At 41.9% G+C, this 21644-nt stretch carries 19 protein-coding genes; 15 read left to right on the forward strand and 4 right to left on the reverse strand.

Translation table 11 applies throughout. The annotated features are described in order from the left end of the window. Positions 1–322 precede the first annotated feature (322 nt). From HMPREF0666_RS14400 to HMPREF0666_RS14410, 3 genes are all read left to right on the forward strand, one after another. Positions 323–958 carry a hypothetical protein gene (locus tag HMPREF0666_RS14400; RefSeq protein WP_009013105.1) on the forward strand — a complete coding sequence of 212 codons (636 nt, stop codon included), beginning with the start codon at positions 323–325 and terminating at the stop codon, positions 956–958. A 234-nt stretch (positions 959–1192) separates the two neighbouring features. Next, on the forward strand, positions 1193–1942 hold the full coding sequence (locus HMPREF0666_RS14405; RefSeq protein WP_009013106.1) for a LemA family protein: 750 nt from the start codon (positions 1193–1195) through the stop codon (positions 1940–1942). Between the two features lie 14 nt (positions 1943–1956). Further along, complete coding sequence (locus tag HMPREF0666_RS14410) at positions 1957–3687, forward strand: MAG1210 family protein (protein WP_009013107.1); 1731 nt, start codon at positions 1957–1959, stop codon at positions 3685–3687. Between the two features lie 161 nt (positions 3688–3848). Here HMPREF0666_RS14410 and HMPREF0666_RS14415 read toward each other — a convergent pair whose 3' ends face one another. Both HMPREF0666_RS14415 and upp read right to left on the reverse strand, forming a co-directional pair. After that, positions 3849–5153 (reverse strand): S41 family peptidase, encoded by a 1305-nt coding sequence (locus HMPREF0666_RS14415; RefSeq protein WP_009013108.1) that lies wholly within the window; start codon positions 5151–5153, stop codon positions 3849–3851. A gap of 145 nt (positions 5154–5298) precedes the next feature. Further along, complete coding sequence (upp, locus tag HMPREF0666_RS14420; RefSeq protein ID WP_009013109.1) at positions 5299–5958, reverse strand: uracil phosphoribosyltransferase; 660 nt, start codon at positions 5956–5958, stop codon at positions 5299–5301. A gap of 281 nt (positions 5959–6239) precedes the next feature. On the opposite strand from upp, the gene pckA reads away from it, so the two are divergent. Beyond that, a complete protein-coding gene (gene pckA, locus HMPREF0666_RS14425) occupies positions 6240–7853 on the forward strand; it encodes a phosphoenolpyruvate carboxykinase (ATP) (protein WP_009013110.1) in 1614 nt (537 codons plus the stop codon). A 970-nt stretch (positions 7854–8823) separates the two neighbouring features. Here the strand turns inward: pckA and HMPREF0666_RS14430 are convergent. Beyond that, complete coding sequence (locus HMPREF0666_RS14430; protein WP_009013111.1) at positions 8824–9693, reverse strand: KilA-N domain-containing protein; 870 nt, start codon at positions 9691–9693, stop codon at positions 8824–8826. 439 nt (positions 9694–10132) lie between these two features. On the opposite strand from HMPREF0666_RS14430, the gene HMPREF0666_RS14435 reads away from it, so the two are divergent. The 11 genes from HMPREF0666_RS14435 (at position 10133) to HMPREF0666_RS14485 (ending at position 21119) form a co-directional block, all read left to right on the forward strand. Then, a complete protein-coding gene (locus HMPREF0666_RS14435) occupies positions 10133–11494 on the forward strand; it encodes a DUF6242 domain-containing protein (protein WP_009013112.1) in 1362 nt (453 codons plus the stop codon). Between the two features lie 22 nt (positions 11495–11516). Continuing rightward, positions 11517–12209 carry a DUF6089 family protein gene (locus HMPREF0666_RS14440; protein WP_009013113.1) on the forward strand — a complete coding sequence of 231 codons (693 nt, stop codon included), beginning with the start codon at positions 11517–11519 and terminating at the stop codon, positions 12207–12209. 98 nt (positions 12210–12307) lie between these two features. Then, positions 12308–13060, forward strand: a complete 753-nt coding sequence (locus tag HMPREF0666_RS14445; RefSeq protein ID WP_009013114.1) for an isoprenyl transferase — start codon at positions 12308–12310, stop codon at positions 13058–13060. A 12-nt stretch (positions 13061–13072) separates the two neighbouring features. Next, positions 13073–15688, forward strand: a complete 2616-nt coding sequence (locus HMPREF0666_RS14450; RefSeq protein WP_009013115.1) for an outer membrane protein assembly factor — start codon at positions 13073–13075, stop codon at positions 15686–15688. A 136-nt stretch (positions 15689–15824) separates the two neighbouring features. Beyond that, positions 15825–16370, forward strand: coding sequence for an OmpH family outer membrane protein (locus HMPREF0666_RS14455; protein ID WP_042856459.1), 546 nt, complete (start codon positions 15825–15827; stop codon positions 16368–16370). Positions 16371–16466: 96 nt separating this feature from the next. Further along, positions 16467–16970, forward strand: a complete 504-nt coding sequence (locus HMPREF0666_RS14460) for an OmpH family outer membrane protein (protein WP_009013117.1) — start codon at positions 16467–16469, stop codon at positions 16968–16970. 453 nt (positions 16971–17423) lie between these two features. Next, positions 17424–17939: an OmpH family outer membrane protein gene (locus HMPREF0666_RS14465; RefSeq protein ID WP_009013118.1), complete on the forward strand. Its 516-nt coding sequence runs from the start codon at positions 17424–17426 to the stop codon at positions 17937–17939. A 15-nt stretch (positions 17940–17954) separates the two neighbouring features. After that, positions 17955–18794 carry a glutamate racemase gene (murI, locus tag HMPREF0666_RS14470; protein WP_009013119.1) on the forward strand — a complete coding sequence of 280 codons (840 nt, stop codon included), beginning with the start codon at positions 17955–17957 and terminating at the stop codon, positions 18792–18794. Between the two features lie 60 nt (positions 18795–18854). Beyond that, complete coding sequence (locus tag HMPREF0666_RS14475; protein ID WP_050803254.1) at positions 18855–20321, forward strand: hypothetical protein; 1467 nt, start codon at positions 18855–18857, stop codon at positions 20319–20321. Between the two features lie 90 nt (positions 20322–20411). Continuing rightward, complete coding sequence (locus HMPREF0666_RS14480; protein WP_009013121.1) at positions 20412–20891, forward strand: cytidine deaminase; 480 nt, start codon at positions 20412–20414, stop codon at positions 20889–20891. A gap of 27 nt (positions 20892–20918) precedes the next feature. Further along, positions 20919–21119, forward strand: coding sequence for a DUF4250 domain-containing protein (locus HMPREF0666_RS14485; RefSeq protein WP_009013122.1), 201 nt, complete (start codon positions 20919–20921; stop codon positions 21117–21119). 151 nt (positions 21120–21270) lie between these two features. Here HMPREF0666_RS14485 and HMPREF0666_RS14490 read toward each other — a convergent pair whose 3' ends face one another. Next, entirely contained in the window at positions 21271–21588 is a 318-nt protein-coding gene (locus tag HMPREF0666_RS14490; protein WP_009013123.1) for a heavy metal-binding domain-containing protein, read from the reverse strand. Positions 21589–21644: the final 56 nt, after the last annotated feature.

A 21644-nucleotide genomic window follows, 5' to 3' on the forward strand; every position in this document is an offset into this window, starting at 1 on the left:
TCATTCATTATGATGACTTAACTTGTTAAATTACAGTAGGGTTATGCGAAGTGTTAAAAGTGACAGCAAACTAAAAGTAAAATTATTCTTGTAGAAATGAGAATTGCGTGTCTTCTTACTTTAGTCAGAAATATAACATCATTCTCTTACCTATCCAACGAACTAAGCATGTTAGTTATTCGTCCCAAAACTTAGTAATTCAGCGGCTTGGATAGTTATCTAAACCACATTCTTGTCATCTGTCCCCATTATTTGGAGGCTCTAAAAAGCTTTCATACATTTGCAACAGAAATCATTGTTTCACTTATTAAAATCAAAGCGTATGAAAACTTTAGTTTCTAAAATCGTCGTTATCGTTGCCCTTATGTGCGCAACCAGTATGAATGCACAGAACAATAATCAGTTCGATGCACAGTTAAAAACCACTTTAAGTAATGTCAAGGCAAACGTACCTACATCTATTGTAAAGGTAATGAATGACTTGAAACACATGGAAAATCAGTATCCTGATGATTGGCTTCCTACCTATTATCGTGTGTTCTATGCCCTTCAGTATGCTGCTCGAGACCCACAGAGCGATTATTCTTCTTTATTCTTAGACGCAGTGAAGGATGATGTCGAGGCGCTACAAACAAAGAATGACGTTGACCGTTCAGAGCTGTTTACATTGAAGGGGTTCTATTACACAGCACTTATCACGCAGAATCCTGTTGAGAATGGTAAACTTTATTACCGCGATGCAATCAGTTGTTACAAGTCAGCTATTGCCATTAACCCAACGAACCCTCGCCCTCGTATTCTTCTTTACATGTTCTTTGATATTATGAGCAAGCAGACAGGACAGCCGAGTATGAATGGTCCAAAGGACTTAGAGACCATCAAAGAACTGTATGCCAAGGAGAAGCAGAATGGACTGAAACCTGCATGGGGACGTCAACTGATAGACTTTTGCAAGTAGAGGTAATATGCTGAAGGCATTAAACTCATAAAGATTGGGGGCGTACCAAGCGTATGCCCCTTTCTTTGTGAGGTCCTTTATCACACAAAGGAATTATGCTAATAGATACTATAAATCGTCATCAAGTCTTCATAAAAGGGAAGATAAAGAGTATAGATTTGCTCCCTTTAAGAAAAAAATGTATCTTTGAAGCCTAAAAACAGATATTATTGAAAACAAAGAACGATTTAAACTATGGCAAATTCATTAGACGAAGTGACAGGACCAGTTAATGATGCTGGCCGTGATGTGCATGTAATAGACAAGCAACTTCCTGTTGAAGTAGGTTTTGGTTCAACCCTTTTTCAGATTGCTTTGTGGGTAGTTGGTCCGATGTTGGTATTGTTATTTGTGCTGTTATTGGGTAGTACGATGACAAATCCATTGCTTGTAGGGGTAGTAGGCTGTCTGGTGGGAATTCTTCCAGGTGTTATCTTTATCTTTATGAAGATATCAGCTCGCAATTATTTCCAGAAGTTAGAACAGCGTATTCAAGCTGAGGCATCTAATATAGACAACTATTTGGAACAGCGAGTGCAGATACTGCAGAACGTAGTTGGATTGGTAGAACGTGCTATCGACCTTGATAAAGACGTGATGAAAGCCGTTGCAGCCCTTCGTAGTGGTAGTGTGAACGAGGGAAATAGAAGTGATGTGAATGCACAAGTAAATACAGCCTTCGGTCGACTCTTTCCACAGGTTGAGGCTTATCCAGAGTTGAAAGCACACAATGCCATTGCTGATGCGATGCAGCAGAATAACTACTTGCAGCGTGAGATTACGGCAGCTCGTACTGTTTATAACAGTCGTGTGACACAATGGAATACTGATATCTTCTCTTGGCCAACAAAGATGATTGTTGCTGCTCAGCAGGGTTATACAACTCGCATACCATTCACTGCAACAGCAGAGACACGAGAGGCTGCAAGAGGTAAGTTCTTCTAAGACTACAGAAGTAAATGGTAGAGGATATATATGATCCACTAAACGAATACATCAGCACCTTCAAAGATAAGTTTAAGAAGGTGGCTGATGAAACCTTTAATGCACTTGCTGACGAGGCTCAGGTTGATGTTGAGGCTAATCGTGAGACGTGTCGACAAATCTATGCAGGTGAGAAGCAACTCACGGATGTGTCTGGTCGTATCACGACGTGGACTATCCTATGCGTCATTCTGTGGATAGCTGTGGTGGCAGGTGGTGCTGTTGTTTATGTGAAATGGAATGAGTTTCCAATGGAGCATCTCTTGATGATAGGTGGAGGGGCAGTCTTACTGCTTGTCTTTTTATTACTCAAGGTACATCCAAAATTGAAGTCCTTACGTACTCAGCACAATGAATTAGATAATAAGGTGAAAACTTTGAAGGAACAGGCATGGAATCAAATGGCTGCTCTGAATAGGCTTTACGACTGGGATGTCTTTACGCGTATGATGTCGAAGACTGTACCCAGACTGGAGTTCGACCCTTATTTTACGACACAACGACTGGCAGACCTTCGTAAAACATACGGATGGAACGACTCTTTTAATACCGAGCGTTCTGTGCTTTATTCCCATTCTGGACTTATTAATGGTAATCCTTTCGTCATCTGTCGAACACGAAAGATGGAGATGGGAGAGAAGACTTATCACGGTCAGAAAACCATTTTCTGGACAACAACAGAGACGGGTCCTGATGGAAAACCACGTACTGTGTCTCACTCGGAAACCTTACATGCAAGTGTGACAGCACCTTATCCTAATTACTTTGAGCGTACAAGGCTTATCTATGGTAATACAGCTGCACCCGATTTGACCTTCTATCGTAAGCCAAGTGGGCTGGCTGGAAAAGAAGGTTCGTTGCGTTATAAGTGGGATCGGTTTATGTTGAGGCGTAAAGCTCGTAACCTTGAGAACGGTGACTTTGCGATGTTGACGAATGAAGAGTTTGAAGTTGCGTTTAATACAAGTAATCGTAATAACAATCAGCAATATGCTTTACTCTTCACACCATTGGCACAACAGAGTATGATGGCATTGTTGATGGACGAAAAAGAGGGCTATGGTGATGACTTTGATTTCGATAAGCATTACATGATAAACACTATCATGCCAGAACATCTACAAGTGTTAGACCTCGATATGAACCCTGCTCAGTATCGCAGTTTTGACTTTGAGAAGGCTAAGAAAGACTTTTACGAAATCAATGAGAGATACTTCCGTGCTATCTACTTTAGTTTTGCACCTTTGTTGTGTGTGCCGATGTATCAGCAGATACGCCCACAGAAGGATATCTACGGACATGATATGGAACAGAAGAGTTCGTTCTGGGAGCATGAAGCATTGGCTAACTTTTGGGGACAGGAGAATTTCCAACATCCTAATTGTGTAACTCCTTGTATTATGAAGACTTCTTCTGCGGCACAGGGGGATGGCAGTACGCTGATTAACGTGACAGCTTATGGCTTCCGTTCAGAACGTCGTATGTCTTATATTAGTAAGTATGGTGGTGATGGTTCATGGCATGATGTACCCGTGGAGTGGTATGAGTTCTTACCTGTTGAGGGCAATGGTCGTATTATGATGCAGGAGGATGAGACGCAAAACGATACTGATATGAGTCAGAAACAGCGTATGAGCCATATCAGTGAAGTCTTACAGAAATCGCACTTGGATGTCTATAGAAGGCATATTGCTTCTAAGATATAAGCAGAGAAAGCAAGAATGAATAGCAACGGACGATAGAAGTATTTCGCTTTTATCGTCCTTTGTTTATGTAAGGGTAGTCTTGAGTAGAAGTGAAGCGCTTGCCTTAGATTCGATAATATATTCGAGAACAAGCATACACATAAACTTTCTAATGCTGACTGCTATTTTTGAAGCAGTTGAAGAGCATAAGACAATTGAGTATCTTTCCCTGATAAGAAGTCATTAACTTTCATTGATACCAAATAATTCGGGCTTATTCCTTTCCCTTCTAATGGGAAACCCTTAGGAGAGGTACCTGACGAATGTCCTACAGGAAGTCGATAGAATATTCCATGTGATGTCTTAAAAAGACAAATAATACCGCCTGTATCACCAGCTGAAGATGTACCAACCAACACGGCATCACCACTTTCTTTCATTGTAATGAGAAAAGTCTCAGCTGAAGAACAAGAATAATGACCCATCAAGATGATTACTTTTCCCTTATAGCTGTTAGTAGAAGGAGATATTGTAGACCCATTCCAAATACGTCGTTTACCTTTTATTAAGTTCTGCGCAATATTATCTCCTATCCAACTGTTACCTCCACCATTCTGACGCACATCAACTATCAAGTATGGGAGTTTGCTTAGATGCTTCAAAGCTTTGGTGAATTCAGTGTCAGCATTATCTTGCATGCTTTTCACGTTAATATATCCAACCCTTGAAGAAACCTTTCTCCAAGTTACGTTTTGTTCCTCTGCCTTTGTGGGAACAGACTTAGATTGCAGATGAATGGTGATAGTTATTGGTTTTCCATGGCGAATAATGCCAAGTGTCTTTATAGGACTTGTATAACTACAGAGTATAGTCAAGGCTGATAGTAGATAGCGAGTGGCATCTGTCGAAGCTGAGACATATTTGCTATTGCGCATCACCCATTTATTTGTAGGTACACCATCAACAGTTACAATCTCGTCTTTATCTTGCAATCCAGCCTTTATAGCAAAGACTGAAGGGTGATTAATAAACACACGATTCTCAATGACTGTGATATTATCCCCTTGTATGAACCAAGGATATAGTATGTTTTCATTATTTGCATGAGTACATTTCAAGTTGGCAAAGAATTCCATTATAAGTAATGAATAAGCCACTTTCGATTGCATGGTGTCAATTCGTTGAAGGCAAGTGGCGTGAATCGAATCAAGGTTGATGTGTTTCTTTGTAGTATATGGGTACTTCTTTTTGACCTGTTCGAATATCTCTTCGAAATCACTTCGGAAGTCTTTTGGATTAACAGGTATCTTGTCTGCTGTGAATTGTTGAACCTCATCCCAGTCTGCATGCCCATGCGTTGGATACCATCTATTTAGAGCAAACACTGCAAATATAGATACTATTAATCCAAAGGTAACAATCATCAATACAACAGACTTCTTCATAATGCACTTATGTAAAAGTAATGTAATACTAAATCGGTTCATAAGAGAGAAAGCTTTGATTGGTCATAGACTTCCTTTTGAAGCTAAAATATGAGTTGTAAGTGCTTCATACGTTAGACGAAAGGATTTATGAAAATCAGCTTCTATATATCTCTAATGAACCGATTTGAAGATTTATAGAGTATCTTTATAACTTCTCACCGTAGCACAAGTCACCAGCATCACCGAAGCCAGGAACAATGTACTTATGCTCGTTCAATCCTTCATCAATTGCTGCACACCAGATGGTGGTAGAGTCTTCAGGAAAAGTTTTGCGGATATGTGCGATACCTTCTGGTGTAGCCAAAAGACAAGCAACATGCACATGACGAGGAGTTCCCTTTGAAAGGATAGCCTTGTAGCCTAACTCCATAGAACCACCAGTAGCCAACATTGGGTCAGCGATGATAAGTGTCTTACCATTGATGTCTGGTGTAGCAAGATATTCAACGTGAATACCTACCTCATGATGTTCAGCATCCGTATATTCTCGATAAGCACTAACGAAGGCATTACCAGCATGGTCGAATATGTTGAGGAAACCGTTATGGAAAGGTAGTCCAGCACGGAAAATAGTAGCCAAAACAATCTTGTCAGTTGGTACATTAACCTGAGCCGTGCCTAATGGAGTAACAACATCCTTTGGTTCGTAGTTCAGTGTTTTAGAAATTTCAAAAGCTTCGAACTCTCCGATACGCATAACATTGTTGCGGAAGAGCAAACGATTCTTCTGATAATCCTTATCACGGATTTCTGCTAAATACTGATTGATAATAGAGTTCTGCTCTGAAAAATTAATGATGTCCATTTTAAGTCTTAGGTGTTATAGATAAGCAAGTTAGCAACTTGCTCTGCAAAATTTCGGCAAAATTAAGAAATAAATCTGAGGTTTTGCAAAGTCTGATTTGCAAATATAGCCATGCTTCTTGTTTTTTTTATTTCTTTAACCTTCTAAGCAAATACTTTGAAACTTTTTCTTCGGTATTTTTTTGTGTGAATTTAATAAATATATTACCTTTGCGGTGTCTTAATAAATAGGACGTAAAAACAGTGAACAAATCAATTTTCAACTAAATACATTTATAAGAAATGGCAAAGTTTGATAAGAGCGTACTTGAGAAGTACGGTATTACAGGTACAACAGAAGTACTTTACAATCCTTCTTACGAAGTATTGTTCAATGAAGAAACAAAAGAGAGTCTTCAGGGCTATGAAAGAGGTCAGGAGACTGAGCTTGGTGCAGTAAACGTAATGACTGGTATTTACACTGGTCGTTCTCCTAAGGATAAGTTCATCGTTGATGATGAGAACTCTCACGATACAGTATGGTGGGATTCTGAGGAATACCATAACGATAACCACCGTGCTTCTAAGGAAGCTTGGACAGCTGTTAAGGACATCGCTAAGAAGGAGCTTTCTAACAAGCGTCTTTTCGTAGTTGATGGTTTCTGCGGTACTCACAAGGACACACGTATGAAGATTCGTTTCATCGTTGAGGTTGCTTGGCAGGCTCACTTTGTAACAAACATGTTCATCCGTCCAAAGTCAGAGGCAGACTTCGATCAGGAGCCAGACTTCATCGTTTACAACGCTTCTAAGGCTAAGGTTGAGAACTGGAAGGAGCTCGGTCTTCATTCAGAGACTTGCGTTATGTTCAACGTAACAACTAAGGAGCAGGTAATCGTTAACACATGGTACGGTGGTGAGATGAAGAAGGGTATGTTCTCTATGATGAACTACTTCTTGCCATTGAAGGGTATGGCTTCTATGCACTGCTCTGCTAACACTGACATGAACGGTGAGAACACAGCTATCTTCTTCGGTCTTTCTGGTACAGGTAAGACTACTCTTTCTACCGATCCAAAGCGTAAGCTCATCGGTGATGACGAGCACGGATGGGATGACAAGGGTATCTTCAACTATGAGGGTGGTTGCTATGCTAAGGTTATCAACCTTGACAAAGAGTCTGAGCCAGACATCTATGGCGCTATCAGACGTGACGCTCTCCTCGAGAACGTAACAGTTGACGAGAATGGTAAGATTGACTTCGCTGATAAGAGCGTAACTGAGAACACTCGTGTTTCTTACCCAATCTACCACATTAAGAACATCCAGCGTCCTGAGTCTCAGGGTCCAGCTGCTAAGCAGGTTATCTTCCTTTCAGCTGATGCATTCGGTGTATTACCTCCAGTATCTATCTTGACTCCAGAGCAGACTAAGTACTACTTCCTCTCTGGTTTCACAGCTAAGTTGGCTGGTACAGAGCGTGGTATCACTGAGCCTACTCCAACATTCTCTGCTTGCTTCGGTCAGGCATTCTTGGAGCTCCACCCAACAAAGTATGCTGAGGAGTTGGTTAAGAAGATGCAGCAGAGTGGTGCTAAGGCTTACTTGGTTAACACTGGTTGGAATGGTACAGGTAAGCGTATTTCTATCCGCGATACTCGTGGTATCATTGACGCTATCTTGAACCACTCAATCGACGCTGCTCCAACAAAGCAGATTCCTTATTTCGATTTCACTGTTCCTACAAAGCTCGAAGGTGTTGCAACTGAGATCCTCGATCCACGTGACACTTACGCTGATGCAGCTCAGTGGGATGAGAAGGCTAAGGACCTCGCAGCTCGTTTCATCAAGAACTTCAAGAAGTACGAGAACAACGAGGCTGGTAAGGCTCTCGTAGCAGCTGGTCCACAGCTCTAATCCTTTCGGAATATTTCTGAATAGATAATAATAGCTCCCATCCGTAGCAATACGGGTGGGAGTTTTTGTTTGTCCTTCTGTAATAGAGAATAGTAAGACCGCTAATAGTAAGTAGAAATATTACGCACTATTACTACAGTAGTTTTAGTTTTGTTTTGCTGTCACATTTAACACTTCGTGTAATGCTACTGAATATTAACGAGTTAAGTGGATGTTTTGAATGACAGGAGTGACAGCAAAGTTGGTTTTGGTAAGATTATGTTCAGTCTCTTATGAGTTAATTATTCATATAGAAAATCCCTGTTAGGATTTTTTGTTCTTCCGAAATGTTGAGTGATATGCTAAAGCACTTATATAATAACGCACACGGAGATACAGAGGGAACGGAGCTAAACGCCATGTTGTGGAGGTGCCGATGGCACAATGAGCGACGGAGAGGTAGCGTACAGATTCCTAATAACTTTTTAGGATAAACGCTTTGTATATAATTTGCTAATAGAACTGGCAAACAATCTCCTTTGCTCTATGCACTGACTGTGCCTCTGTAGACTATCATCACTATGTTTTAATACTCCTCCGTACCCTCCATTTCTCTGTGTGATATTTCGTCAGAGACCTAAGATTAGGCGGATTATTATCACTCCAAATTTCTGAAGACCCATATTTTTGTGAACATCCAACCTCCGTTTCCCTCAGCTTGCTCTGTATGGTTTATCATGGCGTAGGCTTACTTTTTCGTTTTTATCTGATTATCAAACTTCTAATGGGGATTATGGCGAATGTATTGAGTACTCGCACCACTCGTGTTCAGCCTCCGCACGACCTGTGCGGACGCTCCGCACAAGATGTGCGAAGCATCATTACGTTGACTGAAAGAAGTAGGATGAGCTACGAAAGATATTTATTTGATTAGTAGTAGACTATCAAGGCGAATATAATTCCTTAAATGTGTAAACTATTTCGATACTAATTACTCTATTTTCTTTGTGCTATCAGGTAAGATTTTTCTAAATCTTTGTTCTGTATTGTTCATGTCAAGTACCTTTAACTGTTCTTTTGCCATTTTATGGAGAATCTCAAAACGTTGCTTTCTTGGTACCCCTTGCTTTATCATTTCAGAATTAGCAGATTCCATATTAGATAATACTACTAACTGGTTGATGCTTGCAGTTTCTCTAATATTTATTCCTTTAGATGTCAAATTCGGGTTCGCTTGAGCCCATTCTTTTGCTTTACACCCAAAGAGAATTATATTTAACATATCAGCTTCTGTTGCATAGATAATCCCATGCTTGATAGCATTAATGTCCATTTTAGGAATAATCACGTTTTTAATAGCATCAGTATGAAGTGTATAATTGGTTTTGGATAGTATTCGCTTTGCGTTCCACTCTAACGAAAGCGGATTGCTCTCTTGTTCTTTTAACCGCTGGTATTCCTTTACAATATAAAGTTGGAATACAGGACTTAGCCACATGCCAAAATTAAAGGCTATATCCTTGTGTGCGTAAGTTCCACCATACCTGCCAGCCTTAGACATAATACCTATCGCATTTGTCTTTTGTATCCATTGCTTTGCGGTTAGAGTAAATGAGTTTAATCCTGCGCTATTTCTAAACCCATCGAATTCGGTGGGATTAAAATTAGGGTTGTAAAGCTGTTCCCATGCTCCCAAATATTCTATTGTGCTTCTTGTGCGTAACCAGTTCTGTATGACATAATCCGTCCTTTCCTTGTCTTTGAAATGTGCCATATCTGTTAGGCAAATGTAGTCGCTCTCATTTCCTATCAGCACAGATATTTCTGTACTCTGTACTGTTATCTTCTTTGATGTATTCATATTTTTAGTTATTATATCAGCAAAAGTAACAAATAAAAACTGCTTTTCGGTATTGTTAGAGTCTTTTTTGCTTCTTATACGATTATTTCTCCGCAATGAGGGCAAATAATGATGCGATGTAATGTAGTGTAAAATAAGCAAATGATCAAAGATGCAGAAACGTAGAAGGGGGATAAGATTTTAAGTCGAGAAAAGACGGATAATAAGACAATAATGTCGACTGAAAAGATCAAGTGAAAATAAGTAAGATAGCAGAAGCTTATTAGATGTGATTTATAGGTCATTTTTTCTCAAGTTTACCGTTACTAAGACAATACTTACTAAACAAACTTAAAAAAACGCAGTTATTTTCGATATTTTACATAATTAACCTCGTTAAAGACGTTGAATATGAAGAATTCTGATTAAATTTGCAGTTAAATCCAATTATTAGTATCTGATGCGTAATAAGATATATACTCTCGTAGCTTTAATGATGGCTACTTTGACGATAACTTCTTGTCTTAAAGACGACGACGAGAAAGAAAGTGTAAGTTACAAAGACACGGCTATTTTGAGCTTTTCTTTGGGACAAATGGCGCAAGTGCGTGATACAATTGCTAAGAACGGAAGCGATAGCGTTTATACAGCTAAGTTTAATGCGGCTAAGGTTAAGTTCTATATTGATCAGGCGCAGGGGCTGATTTATAACCCTGACTCTTTGCCTTACGGTACGAAGTCGTCAAGTGTATTGGCTAAGATTGTAGCCAAGAACAGTGGTGTTGTGGTTCTTAAGTCAACGACTGAAGAGAAATTTACTTATTACAACAGCAATGACTCTATCGACTTTAGCACCCCTCGTGTTCTCCGTGTTTATTCAAACAAGGGGAGTGAGTATAGAGATTATAAGGTGACCGTCAATGTTCATAAGCAAAAAGGGAATGTGTTTAGTTGGGAAACATTGCAGGCAAACAGCAACTTTGCTTCCTTCACAGCAATGAAAGCCGTTAGTACGGGTAGCAAGGTGTTTGTCTTCGGTACGAATGGTAGCCAGACCGTCGTTTATGCTGCGGCAAAAGACAATGGAAATAGCTGGACTAAGCTGAACAAGACTTTCACTGCTGATGCTTATAAGAGTGTTGTGACACAAGGAGATAAACTCTTTGTCATCGATAACGGAGCGGTGTATAGTTCCACAGAAGGCAACACCTGGACTACTGTTACTACTAATAGCAGTCTGAAACAATTGGTGGCAGCATCACCAGTTGAGCTGTTTGCTTTGTCTAACACTGGTAGTCTGTTGTCATCAAAAGATAATGGTGCAACATGGACTGCTGAGTCATTAGATAGTAGCACATCATTATTACCAACAAGCAATATCAATTACTCATATACAACGATTACGTCTAATCTGTACAGTGTGCTCCTCGTTGGCAAACCAACAAGTGGTACGCACAATACATCATGGACGAAGGTTTCTTATCGACCAAGCGAGCAGTGGAATTATGTTGAGAGCAATGCGGATAAGTTCCAGTTGCCTCTTTATAAGAACCTTGCCGTTGTCGACTATGACAGAGCAGCCCTTGCCTTGGGTATCGACAATAGTAACAAAGTGGTTTCTATGCTCCTCTCTCGTGATAGTGGTATCACTTGGAAAGCCGACAAGAACTTTACTTATCCAAAAGACATGCAGGCAGGTGCTACTTTCGCAGCTACTGTCGATAGCGACCAATACCTCTGGATTATCAGCGGTACAAAGGTTTGGCGTGGAAGACTCAATCGTGTAGGATGGGCTTTGAACCTTAGTCGATTGGCTGAGTAGGATAAGACAATAAGTAATAAGAATGAAACGACTCTTCATCAGTCTTCTCCTCTTCCTTGCTACTACGCCACTTTGGGCGCAGTCCGACCCCGAGTATAAGATGGAGATAGGCGCTGGCGTCGGAGTGATGGGTTATTTAGGCGATTTCAATGGGTCGTTAATGAAAGACCTACATCCGATGGAGACGTTGTTAGCACGATATAATCTCAGTCCTTACATGGGAGTAAAGATGAATGTGTCGTTTGGAAAGATGAAAGGGTCGTCTGCTGATGTCAAGACTTACTATCCTCGTTTTGCTTCAGCACCCTATACCTTCGACAACGCATTGGTTGATGTGGGCCTTGCATACGAATATAATTTCCTGCCATACGGCACAGGTCGTGACTATCGAGGTGCACAGCGCTTGTCACCCTACGCTATGATAGGATTAGGTGCCACCTATGTAAACATAAAAGGAGGTGACCGTAAGTCAGCCTTGACGGCTAATCTTCCTATCGGAATAGGTGTGAAATATAAGGTCAGCGAGCGTATGAACGTAGGCTTAGAATGGGCAGTACACTTCTCGCTCAGTGATGAATTAGACGGACAGAAAGATCCCTATGGCATTAAGAGTAGTGGAATCTTCAAGAATACGGACAGTTATTCCACCCTACAGCTGACGTTCTCTTATAGTTTTATGGCAAAGTGTAAGACCTGTCATAACGAGGACGAATAAAGGACAAAGAAGTCAGGAGCTAATATAATAAGGTGTAGTCCGCATCGTACAAACATACATATTGTACATAAAAACAAAGGTTTATCTCTTCAAAAGATATGGCAGAAGAATTAGATATGACACGAATACCTCAGCACATCGCCATCACAATGGATGGTAACGGTCGCTGGGCTACAGAACGCAATAAGCCACGTTCCTACGGACATCAGGCTGGAGTGGATACCGTGCGTCGTATCACGTCAGAGTGTGTACGATTGGGTGTAAAGTTTCTCACACTCTATACCTTCTCAACAGAGAATTGGAACCGTCCTTCTGATGAGATAGCTGCATTGATGGGGCTTGTCCTCACATCTTTGGAAGATGAAATCTTCATGAAGAATAATGTGCGTTTCCGTGTTATCGGTGACATGGCTCGCCTGCCAGAAGAAGTGCAGAAAAAGCTGAGAGAGACGGAAGAACACACAGCGAAGAACGCTGCCATGACAATGGTTGTTGCTCTTAGTTATAGCGCACGATGGGAGATAACGAAGGCAATGAGGGATATCGTTGCTGAACATGAGGCTAAGTCCGCTGAACCACTGCGTCCTGAAGTAATCACGGAGGAGCTGATTAGCGAGCATTTAGAGACCAATTTCATGCCCGACCCCGACCTCTTGATAAGAACGGGAGGCGAGCTTCGCATCTCCAATTACCTCTTATGGCAGATAGCTTACTCTGAGCTGTATTTCTGTGATACCTATTGGCCTGACTTCAATGAGCAGGACTTACAGAAAGCCATTGCGAGTTTCCAAAGTAGACAGCGTCGCTTTGGAAAGACTGAGAAACAAGTAGAAGAAAAAGAAAACAATTAAGTTACGCAATAGATGACTAAAATAAATAAGGTGTTGATGCTCCTTGCACTCTCTGGAGTTTCGCTTACGGTGAGTGCACAGCAGAAGATTGTAAACCCAGACATCACTTATTCTGGTACGCCTAAGACTTATAAGTTGGCAGGACTATCCGTTACCGGTATTGAAGGCTATGAGGATTATGTCCTAACAGGTATCTCCGGACTTAGCGTTGGACAGGAGTTGGAGGTTCCGGGAACGGCTATCACAGATGCTGTGAAGCGTTACTGGAAGCATGGACTCTTCTCTGATGTTTCCATTTCGGCCGACTCTATTGTAGGAGATAATATCTACTTGAAGATACACCTTGCACCTCGTCCTCGTATCTCAACCATTAACTATAATGGACTAAAGAAGACTGAGCGTGAGGATATGGAGAAGAAACTCGGGCTTGTAAAGGGTGGTCAGATAACTCCTAACATGATTGACCGTGCAAAGATACTTGCCAAGAAGTACTTTGAAGACAAGGGTTATAAGAATGCTGAGGTCTTCATCCGTCAGAGAGATGACGTTGCAGCAAAGAACCAGGTCATCCTTGATATTGATGTAGACAAGAAGGAGAAACTGAAAGTACGCACAATTACGATTGACGGCGACAACCAGTTGGGTGATAAGAAGATTAAAGGTAGCCTCTTAAGCAAGGGTGCTTTTACCAAGACCCACGAGGCTGGCAAGCTTGCTAACCTCTTAAAGTCAAAGAAGTTCACACCAGAACGGTGGGCAGAGGATAAGAAGAACCTTATTACAAAGTATAACGAGTATGGCTTCCGTGATGCTATGATTACAAAGGATAGTGTCTGGAATGTTGACCCAAAGCATGTTGACATCTATGTAAAGGTAGATGAGGGTAAGAAGTATTACATCCGCAACATCAAATGGGTAGGTAACACGGTTTACTCAACCGACTATCTTTCTCGTTTGCTCGATATGAAGAAGGGTGATGTCTATAACCAGACTTACCTGAACAAGCGTCTTTCACAAGATGAGGATGCTGTGGGTAATGCTTATTGGAACAATGGTTACCTCTTCTATAACCTCCAACCAACAGAGGTGAACATTGTCGGCGACTCCATAGACCTTGAGATGCGTATCACAGAAGGACAGCAGGCTCATATCAATCGAGTGAAGATTAATGGTAATGACCGCCTTTACGAGAATGTTGTTCGTCGTGAGTTGCGTACAAAGCCAGGCGACCTTTTCTCTAAGGAAGCACTCCAGCGTTCTGCACGTGAGCTTGCTTCAATGGGACATTTCGACCCAGAGGCAATCAACCCTGTACCAGAGCCAAACTATGAGGACGGTACTGTGGATATCAATTATAACCTCAAGCAGAAGTCAAACGACCAGGTTGAACTTTCACTTGGTTGGGGTCAGACGGGTGTTATCGGCCGTGTTGGTTTGAAGTTGAATAACTTCTCAATGGCAAACCTCTTCCGTAAGAACCGTGATCACCGTGGTATCATGCCTATTGGAGATGGTGAGACACTCTCATTGGGCGCACAGACTAACGGTACTTACTACCAGTCATACAATGCACAGTACTCAACCAACTGGTTGGGCGGTAAGCGTCCTATCCAGTTCAGTGTGGGTATGTCATATTCAAAGCAGACTGACGTATCAAGCAACTATTATAACAGTGGTTACATGAATAACTATAACAACTATCGTTATGGTTATGGTAACTATAATTACAATAGTTATGAGAACTATTACGACCCAGATAAGTATGTGAAACTCTTGAGTGTCTATGCTGGCTGGGGTAAACGTCTTAGCTGGCCTGACGACTATTTCACCTTGTCACTCCAACTTCAGTACCAACGTTACATGTTGCGTAACTGGCGATACTTTATCATGTCGAATGGTTCAGCAAATAACTTGAACCTTAACATAGCACTTAATCGTACCTCAACAGACAATCAGCTCTTCCCACGTCGTGGTTCTGACTTCTCTGTATCACTGACGATTACACCGCCATGGTCTAAGTGGGATGGCAAAGACTACGCCCATCTGGCAACTGACCGCAACTCTCCAACCTACTCACAAGAGCAGCAAGAGAAGTATCGTTGGGTTGAATACCACAAGTGGAAGTTCAAGGCACGCACCTTCACAGCCCTTACAAGTGGCCAGAAATGTTTCGTCTTGATGACACGTGTTGAGTTTGGACTGTTAGGAAGTTACAATAAATACAAGAAGAGTCCGTTTGAAACCTACTATATGGGTGGTGATGGTATGAGCGGATACTCTACTGGTTATGCCGAAGAGACTGTCGGTCTTCGTGGTTATGAGAATGGTTCTCTTACTCCATACGGGGCCGAGGGCTATGCTTACAGCCGTATGTCGTTAGAGCTTCGCTATCCATTCCTCTTGGGTAACACGACCATCTACGGTCTTGGATTTGTTGAGGCAGGTAACGCATGGACAGAGACAAGCAAGTTCAATCCGTTCGACATGAAGCGTTCTGCTGGTCTTGGCGTTCGCATCTTCCTTCCAATGGTGGGTATGATGGGTATCGACTGGGCTTATGGCTTCGACAAAGTCTTTGGTACAAAGGGCGGAAGTCAGTTCCATTTCATCCTTGGACAGGAGTTTTAAGGGCGAGTTGACTGGTTGACAAGTAGACGAGTTGACGAGTTGAATGAGTAAACGAGTAGACAAGTTGCTTGTTCTAATAGGCTGAGTGACTATCGGTAAAGAGAATTAGAAGTTATAAATATTGAATTAGTAAAGGATGAAGAAGAATATGTTTAAGAGTGTATTGCGATATGTTTTACCTCTTTGTGTGTTTACTCTTATGCCTTTAATGGCATCAGCACAGAAGTTTGCGCTGATTGATATGGAGTATATCCTCAAGAATGTACCTGCTTACGAGCGTGCAAATGAGCAGTTGAATCAGGTTAGTAAGAAGTGGCAAGCTGAGGTTGAGGCGCTCAATACTGAGGCTTCAACAATGTATAAGAACTATCAGAACGAGGTTGTCTTCCTCTCACAGGACCAGAAGAAGAAGCGACAAGACGCTATCATGGCTAAGGAAAAGCAGGCTTCCGACCTCAAACGTAAGTATTTCGGCCCAGAGGGCGAGCTCTTCAAGAAGCGTACGAGCTTGATTACTCCGATACAGGACGAGATTTACAATGCTGTAAAGGATATCTCTGACCAGCGTGGTTATAGTTTAGTTATCGACCGTTCAAGCAATGCTTCTGGTATTATCTATGGTTCGCCAAAGGTGGATATCAGTAATGAGGTGCTGCAGAAGTTAGGATATTCTTATCAGTAAGGGGAGGCTAGGAAAACTAGTTCTCCTAACTATCCTAGGAATACTATCACCACCAAATAAAAAGCAAATTAATAAACAATTAAACAATAGAAAGAAATGAAGAAGTTATTTTTGATGTTGATGCTTTGCGCACCAATGACGTTATTCGCACAGAAGTTTGGTCATCTTGATTCACAGGCTTTGCTTCAGTCTCTCCCAGAGGCTACAGCCGTTCAGAGTAAACTCGAGGCTAAGGGCAAGGAGTATCAGAAGCAGATTGAGGACATGCAGGCTGAGTTGCAGCGTCAAGCTGAGGCTTACGACAAGTCTAAGAGCACTATGAACGCTACAAAGCAGGCTGAGACTGAGAAGAGCTTGCAGGATATGTACAACAAGATTCAGCAGACTGCTCAGGACAACCAGAAGGCTTTCAATGAGGAGCAGCAGAAGCAGCTCGGCCCTGTCCTTGAGAAGGTTCGTAATGCTATCGCTGCTGTCGCTAAAGCAGGTAACTATGTTTACATCATGGAGAAGGCAGCTGGTCAGCCATTGTATATCAACGAGGCACTCAGCAAGGATATCACTGCAGAGGTAAAGGCTCAGTTGGCTAAGATGAAATAAAGCAATGCGGGTGCCTTTGCCCCGTGTTTGTTTCTCCATTGTTTAGAATGAACGGGCTATTATAGTAGAAATTTCTTTGCCAGAGAAGGTTAGCTTGTCGAGGACTACTAAGGTATCTGACGAAACATGCTAATGCTCTTTTAAGCCCTTGAGACTGGTAAGTATTTCTCTGATAGTTTGTCTTTGAGCATCAAACAATCTGATGACACTGAATTATTTTCATGACAAGAAGAATTTATTTACATGAAAAAAATATTTTTTTCACGACAAAAAATATTTTTCTTCATGAAAAGAATTCGAGAAAGACAGACCGCTGGTTAGAAAGTAGAATATTTCTTTCAACGAACCGACACTAAATTAAGGGAGAAAAAAGGGTGAGGTCACCGCACGGATATTATGTTCTTGCGATGACCTCACTTATGTTTAAATATAGAAAAGATAATATATAACGTAATGAAGAAACTAATCTTTTCCTTCGTTTTCATGCTTTTGCCACTCTTGGCAACGGCACAGCAGAGTGTACCAGCATTCAAGTTCGCATACTTTAGCTATGATAAAGTGTTTCGTGCTATGGCCGATTATGCTGCTGCAACACGTAACTTAAACGACCTAAAAGCAAAGTATGATGCTGAAACAAAGCGTTCAGTAGAGGATTTCAACAACCGATATGAAGATTTCCTTGACGTACAGCGTAAGTTGGAACCGTCTATTCTCCGTAAGCGTCAGGCAGAGTTAGAGGAACTGATGGACCGCAACATCGCTTTTCGTAAGGAGTCAGAACGACTGTTGAAGAAGGCTGAAGAAGATATCTACGCACCTGTTCGCACTAAACTGAACAATGTTGTTCGTGAGATGGGAAAAGAGAGAGGCTATGCGTTCATCCTTAATACGGATAATAACGGGCTACCTTTCGCTAACACAACCATGGGAGAAGATATCACAGACGCACTGATTACAGTGCTGAAATAATATTAGTAAGGATAAATGACAGCATATTCTAAACAGCCGGGACCTATCGGTGTGTTCGATTCTGGGTATGGTGGACTGACCATCCTACATGGTATTCGACAGCTGCTCCCTGACTATGACTATCTTTACTTAGGTGATAATGCACGTGCGCCATACGGTTCACGCTCCTTCGACGTGGTCTATCAGTTCACGCGGCAGGCTGTGATGAAGCTATTCGACCTCGGTTGCCACTTGGTAATATTAGGTTGTAACACCGCTTCGGCCAAGGCCTTGCGCACTATTCAGCAGAATGACCTACCGAAGCTCGACCCAGATAGACGAGTGTTGGGCGTAATTCGTCCGACTGCTGAGGTGATAGGCAAACTTACACAGTCACGGCATGTGGGGGTGTTAGCTACCGAAGGGACGATTAAAAGTCATAGTTATAAGCTTGAAATACAGAAGTTATGGGACGACGTGACGGTGACAGGTATCCCTTGTCCGCTTTGGGTACCAATCATTGAGAACAATGAAGCAGATACGCCCGGTGCTGACTACTTCGTGAAAAAGCGTATCGACCTTATCATGGAACGTGACCCACAGATTGACACGCTCATCCTTGGCTGTACACACTACCCTATCCTCATGCCAAAAATACAGAAGCATGTACCAAAGAACGTACAGATTGTTGCTCAGGGTGAGTATGTCGCAGAGAGCCTGAAAGACTACTTTCAACGTCATCCCGATATGGATGCACGTTGTACAAAGCATGGTAGCGTGAAGTATTTCACCACAGAAAACCCCGAGAAGTTCAAGGAGACGGCACGTATCTTCCTACATGAACAAGTCGATGTGGAGCATGTAGACTTGGAATAGACACCCAAAGGCAATAAAACAGCCTGTTGAGTCGTTAGATAAGAACTAATAAGATTAATGATGAAGAAGTTTTCTATATTCTTTTTTCTGTCTGTTGTCATGCTGATGATGGCCTGTACGGATGATGATACGTTCACTACATCGCGCAGTAATCTCCTCTCTTTCTCAACAGATACACTACGACTTGACACCACTTTCTCCAATGTTCCGACATCTACTAAGACTTTCTGGGTGTATAATAAGTCGGGTGATGGACTGCGATTAACTAATGTTCGCCTCGCACAAGGTAATCAAACAGGATTCAGAGTGAACGTAGATGGCATCGAACTGTCGGCTGAGAACGGCTATCAAGTTAGCAACCTTGAGGTTAGGAACAAGGATAGTATTCAGGTGTTCGTTGAGATGACATCCCCTTTGAACAATGCACTGACACCGCAAGAATTGTCTGATAACCTATTATTTACGCTCGAAAGCGGTGTACAACAGAAGGTTAACCTGTCTGCTTACAGCTGGGATGCGGAGTTGATTAAGGGTAGGAAGATTACAACAAACACCACACTGAATAGTACAAAACCTATAGTCTTCCAAGATACATTGCGGGTTGAAGCGGGTGCTACACTGACGATTCCTGCCGGTACGACCGTCTACTTCTCTCAGAAGGCTGCCCTTGACGTTTACGGAACACTGCGTTGTGAGGGTACGGCAGCTAATCCTGTGACACTACGTGGCGACCGATTAGATAAAATGTTCAAGTATTTACCATACGACCGGGTCAGTGGTCAGTGGCAAGGTGTGCGTTTTCACAAGGATAGTTATGATAATCTATTGGAACACACCGACATCCATTCTACCTATAATGGTATTCTCTGCGATACCGCAACGGCTGCACGTACGAAGCTGACTATAGCGAACTCTACTGTTCATAACTGTCAGGGTCATGGCTTACAAGCCATTAACTGTAAGATAGTTGCTTATAACACTCAGTTCTCTAACACGCTGATGGACTGTGCTGACTTTGTGGGTGGCGAGGTGACCCTGACACATTGTACCTTCGCACAGTTTTATCCCTTCGATAGTAACCGTGGTGCTGCATTGAGCTTTGGCAATCATATTGACAACAAGGACTACCCGCTCCAGACCCTCCACGTGGTCAATTCACTTGTAACAGGATATGCGGATGTTGTGCTTATGGGCAATAATAAGGAGGGTGTGACAGCCAACTATCATTTCTATAATTGTCTTCTTCGTACGTCAAAACCTAAGGACTCGTCTCTTATGGCACGTTTCACAGACGTCACATGGGAAAATAGTAAGGACTATCCAGAGGGTGGTTCAAAGCAGTTTGTACTGGTAGATGGCGACAAGCAGAACTATGATTTTCATCTAAAGAAGGCTGAAAAAGGAGAGAAATATCCTGCAATTGATGCGGGACTGGCCCTTGGCGATCCCCGTTTTGCAACCGACCATGATGGTAAGCAGCGTGATAGTAAGCCAGATATCGGCTGTTATGAGCTGATAGCTAATTAGCTTTATTGGCCTTATAAGGCCTATTAGCCCCATTAGCCTTATAAGCCTAATAAGCCCAATAACCCCCATCACCAATAATAAATATCAACAATGAAAACAATAGACATAAGCATCAAGATTGGTTTTTGCCAACAAGAGGAACTCTCAGAGGCTGATCAGCACCTCATTCAAAGGGCTGTGGAGGCAACAGGTAATAGTTATTCTCCTTATAGCCGCTTTCGTGTTGGAGCTGCGTTGTTGCTTGCTAATGGTACAGAAGTTATCGGAGCCAATCAGGAGAATGCTGCTTTTCCATCAGGCTTATGTGCTGAGCGCTCAGCAATCTTTGCTGCTCAGTCTGTCTATCCAGACCAAGCAGTAACCACTCTTGCCATTGCTGCAGCCAATGAGTATGGTCTGATGCGTGACCCGATAGTACCTTGTGGAGCCTGTCGACAAGTTATCTTAGAAATAGAAGACCGTTATAAACAGCCTATTCGTATCCTTCTTTATGGTACGGTGGGCGTATATGTAATCAATAGTATAAAGGACTTGCTGCCTCTTCAGTTTATTGGAGAGTCAATGAAGTAGCCTTTTCATTCTTAAAAATTAGTTATTATGGACCATTTACCAAAAGACCCAGAGATATTAGTTAGCAGTGTTAACATGCTACTACGTGATGAAGAGTTCGACTCTTTAGAGTCTCTTTGTTATAACTTCAACGAAGATGCTGAGCGACTCAAAGCCTACTTGCATGATGCTGGTTACGTCTATAGCGAGGAGCAACACCAGTTTCGTCCGATAGGTTTTGATGAATAAATAGGTAATAGTAGATAAATAAAGCACGCCATACAATCCTGCATGGCGTGCTTTATTTATATGTTCAATACAATTCCCCACTATTATTCATCGAAGGGAAAGTACTCTTTTCTGTATTTCAGAGCCTTTTAAGACTTGTGACAACCGTCTCTTATATTACTACGGCAGTACCAGAACAGGTGACCATGAGCATAGAACCACCCTGTCCGACAGTCTCATAATCGAGGTCAATACCAACGATAGCGTTAGCACCAAGTGCTTCTGCACGTTGCATCATTTCCTGAATGGAGGTTTCTTTGCCTTCACGCAGCACCTTTTCATAGGCTGCGCTACGTCCACCGATGAAGTCCCTGATGCCAGCAAGGAAGTCTTTTATGAAGTTAGCACCGATAATTGTTTCTCCTGTGACAATTCCTTTATACTCTTTGATAGGACGACCTTCAATGGTTGGGGTTGTTGTGATAATCATAATCTTTTGTCAGTATTAATAATATAATTGATATGTAGACTTATTACTTGATGTCT

Origin of the sequence: Prevotella sp. C561, assembly GCF_000224595.1 — a bacterium.
Lineage (GTDB): Bacteria > Bacteroidota > Bacteroidia > Bacteroidales > Bacteroidaceae > Prevotella > Prevotella jejuni.

What these genes read in the sequence shown, in the direction of transcription:
- HMPREF0666_RS14400 (WP_009013105.1), top strand. Translation starts at nt 323, where the DNA reads ATGAAAACTTTAGTTTCTAAAATCGTCGTTATCGTTGCCCTTATGTGC.
- HMPREF0666_RS14405 (WP_009013106.1), top strand. Translation starts at nt 1,193, where the DNA reads ATGGCAAATTCATTAGACGAAGTGACAGGACCAGTTAATGATGCTGGC.
- HMPREF0666_RS14410 (WP_009013107.1), top strand. Translation starts at nt 1,957, where the DNA reads ATGGTAGAGGATATATATGATCCACTAAACGAATACATCAGCACCTTC.
- HMPREF0666_RS14415 (WP_009013108.1), bottom strand. Translation starts at nt 5,153, where the DNA reads ATGAACCGATTTAGTATTACATTACTTTTACATAAGTGCATTATGAAG.
- upp (WP_009013109.1), bottom strand. Translation starts at nt 5,958, where the DNA reads ATGGACATCATTAATTTTTCAGAGCAGAACTCTATTATCAATCAGTAT.
- pckA (WP_009013110.1), top strand. Translation starts at nt 6,240, where the DNA reads ATGGCAAAGTTTGATAAGAGCGTACTTGAGAAGTACGGTATTACAGGT.
- HMPREF0666_RS14430 (WP_009013111.1), bottom strand. Translation starts at nt 9,693, where the DNA reads ATGAATACATCAAAGAAGATAACAGTACAGAGTACAGAAATATCTGTG.
- HMPREF0666_RS14435 (WP_009013112.1), top strand. Translation starts at nt 10,133, where the DNA reads ATGCGTAATAAGATATATACTCTCGTAGCTTTAATGATGGCTACTTTG.
- HMPREF0666_RS14440 (WP_009013113.1), top strand. Translation starts at nt 11,517, where the DNA reads ATGAAACGACTCTTCATCAGTCTTCTCCTCTTCCTTGCTACTACGCCA.
- HMPREF0666_RS14445 (WP_009013114.1), top strand. Translation starts at nt 12,308, where the DNA reads ATGGCAGAAGAATTAGATATGACACGAATACCTCAGCACATCGCCATC.
- HMPREF0666_RS14450 (WP_009013115.1), top strand. Translation starts at nt 13,073, where the DNA reads ATGACTAAAATAAATAAGGTGTTGATGCTCCTTGCACTCTCTGGAGTT.
- HMPREF0666_RS14455 (WP_042856459.1), top strand. Translation starts at nt 15,825, where the DNA reads ATGAAGAAGAATATGTTTAAGAGTGTATTGCGATATGTTTTACCTCTT.
- HMPREF0666_RS14460 (WP_009013117.1), top strand. Translation starts at nt 16,467, where the DNA reads ATGAAGAAGTTATTTTTGATGTTGATGCTTTGCGCACCAATGACGTTA.
- HMPREF0666_RS14465 (WP_009013118.1), top strand. Translation starts at nt 17,424, where the DNA reads ATGAAGAAACTAATCTTTTCCTTCGTTTTCATGCTTTTGCCACTCTTG.
- murI (WP_009013119.1), top strand. Translation starts at nt 17,955, where the DNA reads ATGACAGCATATTCTAAACAGCCGGGACCTATCGGTGTGTTCGATTCT.
- HMPREF0666_RS14475 (WP_050803254.1), top strand. Translation starts at nt 18,855, where the DNA reads ATGAAGAAGTTTTCTATATTCTTTTTTCTGTCTGTTGTCATGCTGATG.
- HMPREF0666_RS14480 (WP_009013121.1), top strand. Translation starts at nt 20,412, where the DNA reads ATGAAAACAATAGACATAAGCATCAAGATTGGTTTTTGCCAACAAGAG.
- HMPREF0666_RS14485 (WP_009013122.1), top strand. Translation starts at nt 20,919, where the DNA reads ATGGACCATTTACCAAAAGACCCAGAGATATTAGTTAGCAGTGTTAAC.
- HMPREF0666_RS14490 (WP_009013123.1), bottom strand. Translation starts at nt 21,588, where the DNA reads ATGATTATCACAACAACCCCAACCATTGAAGGTCGTCCTATCAAAGAG.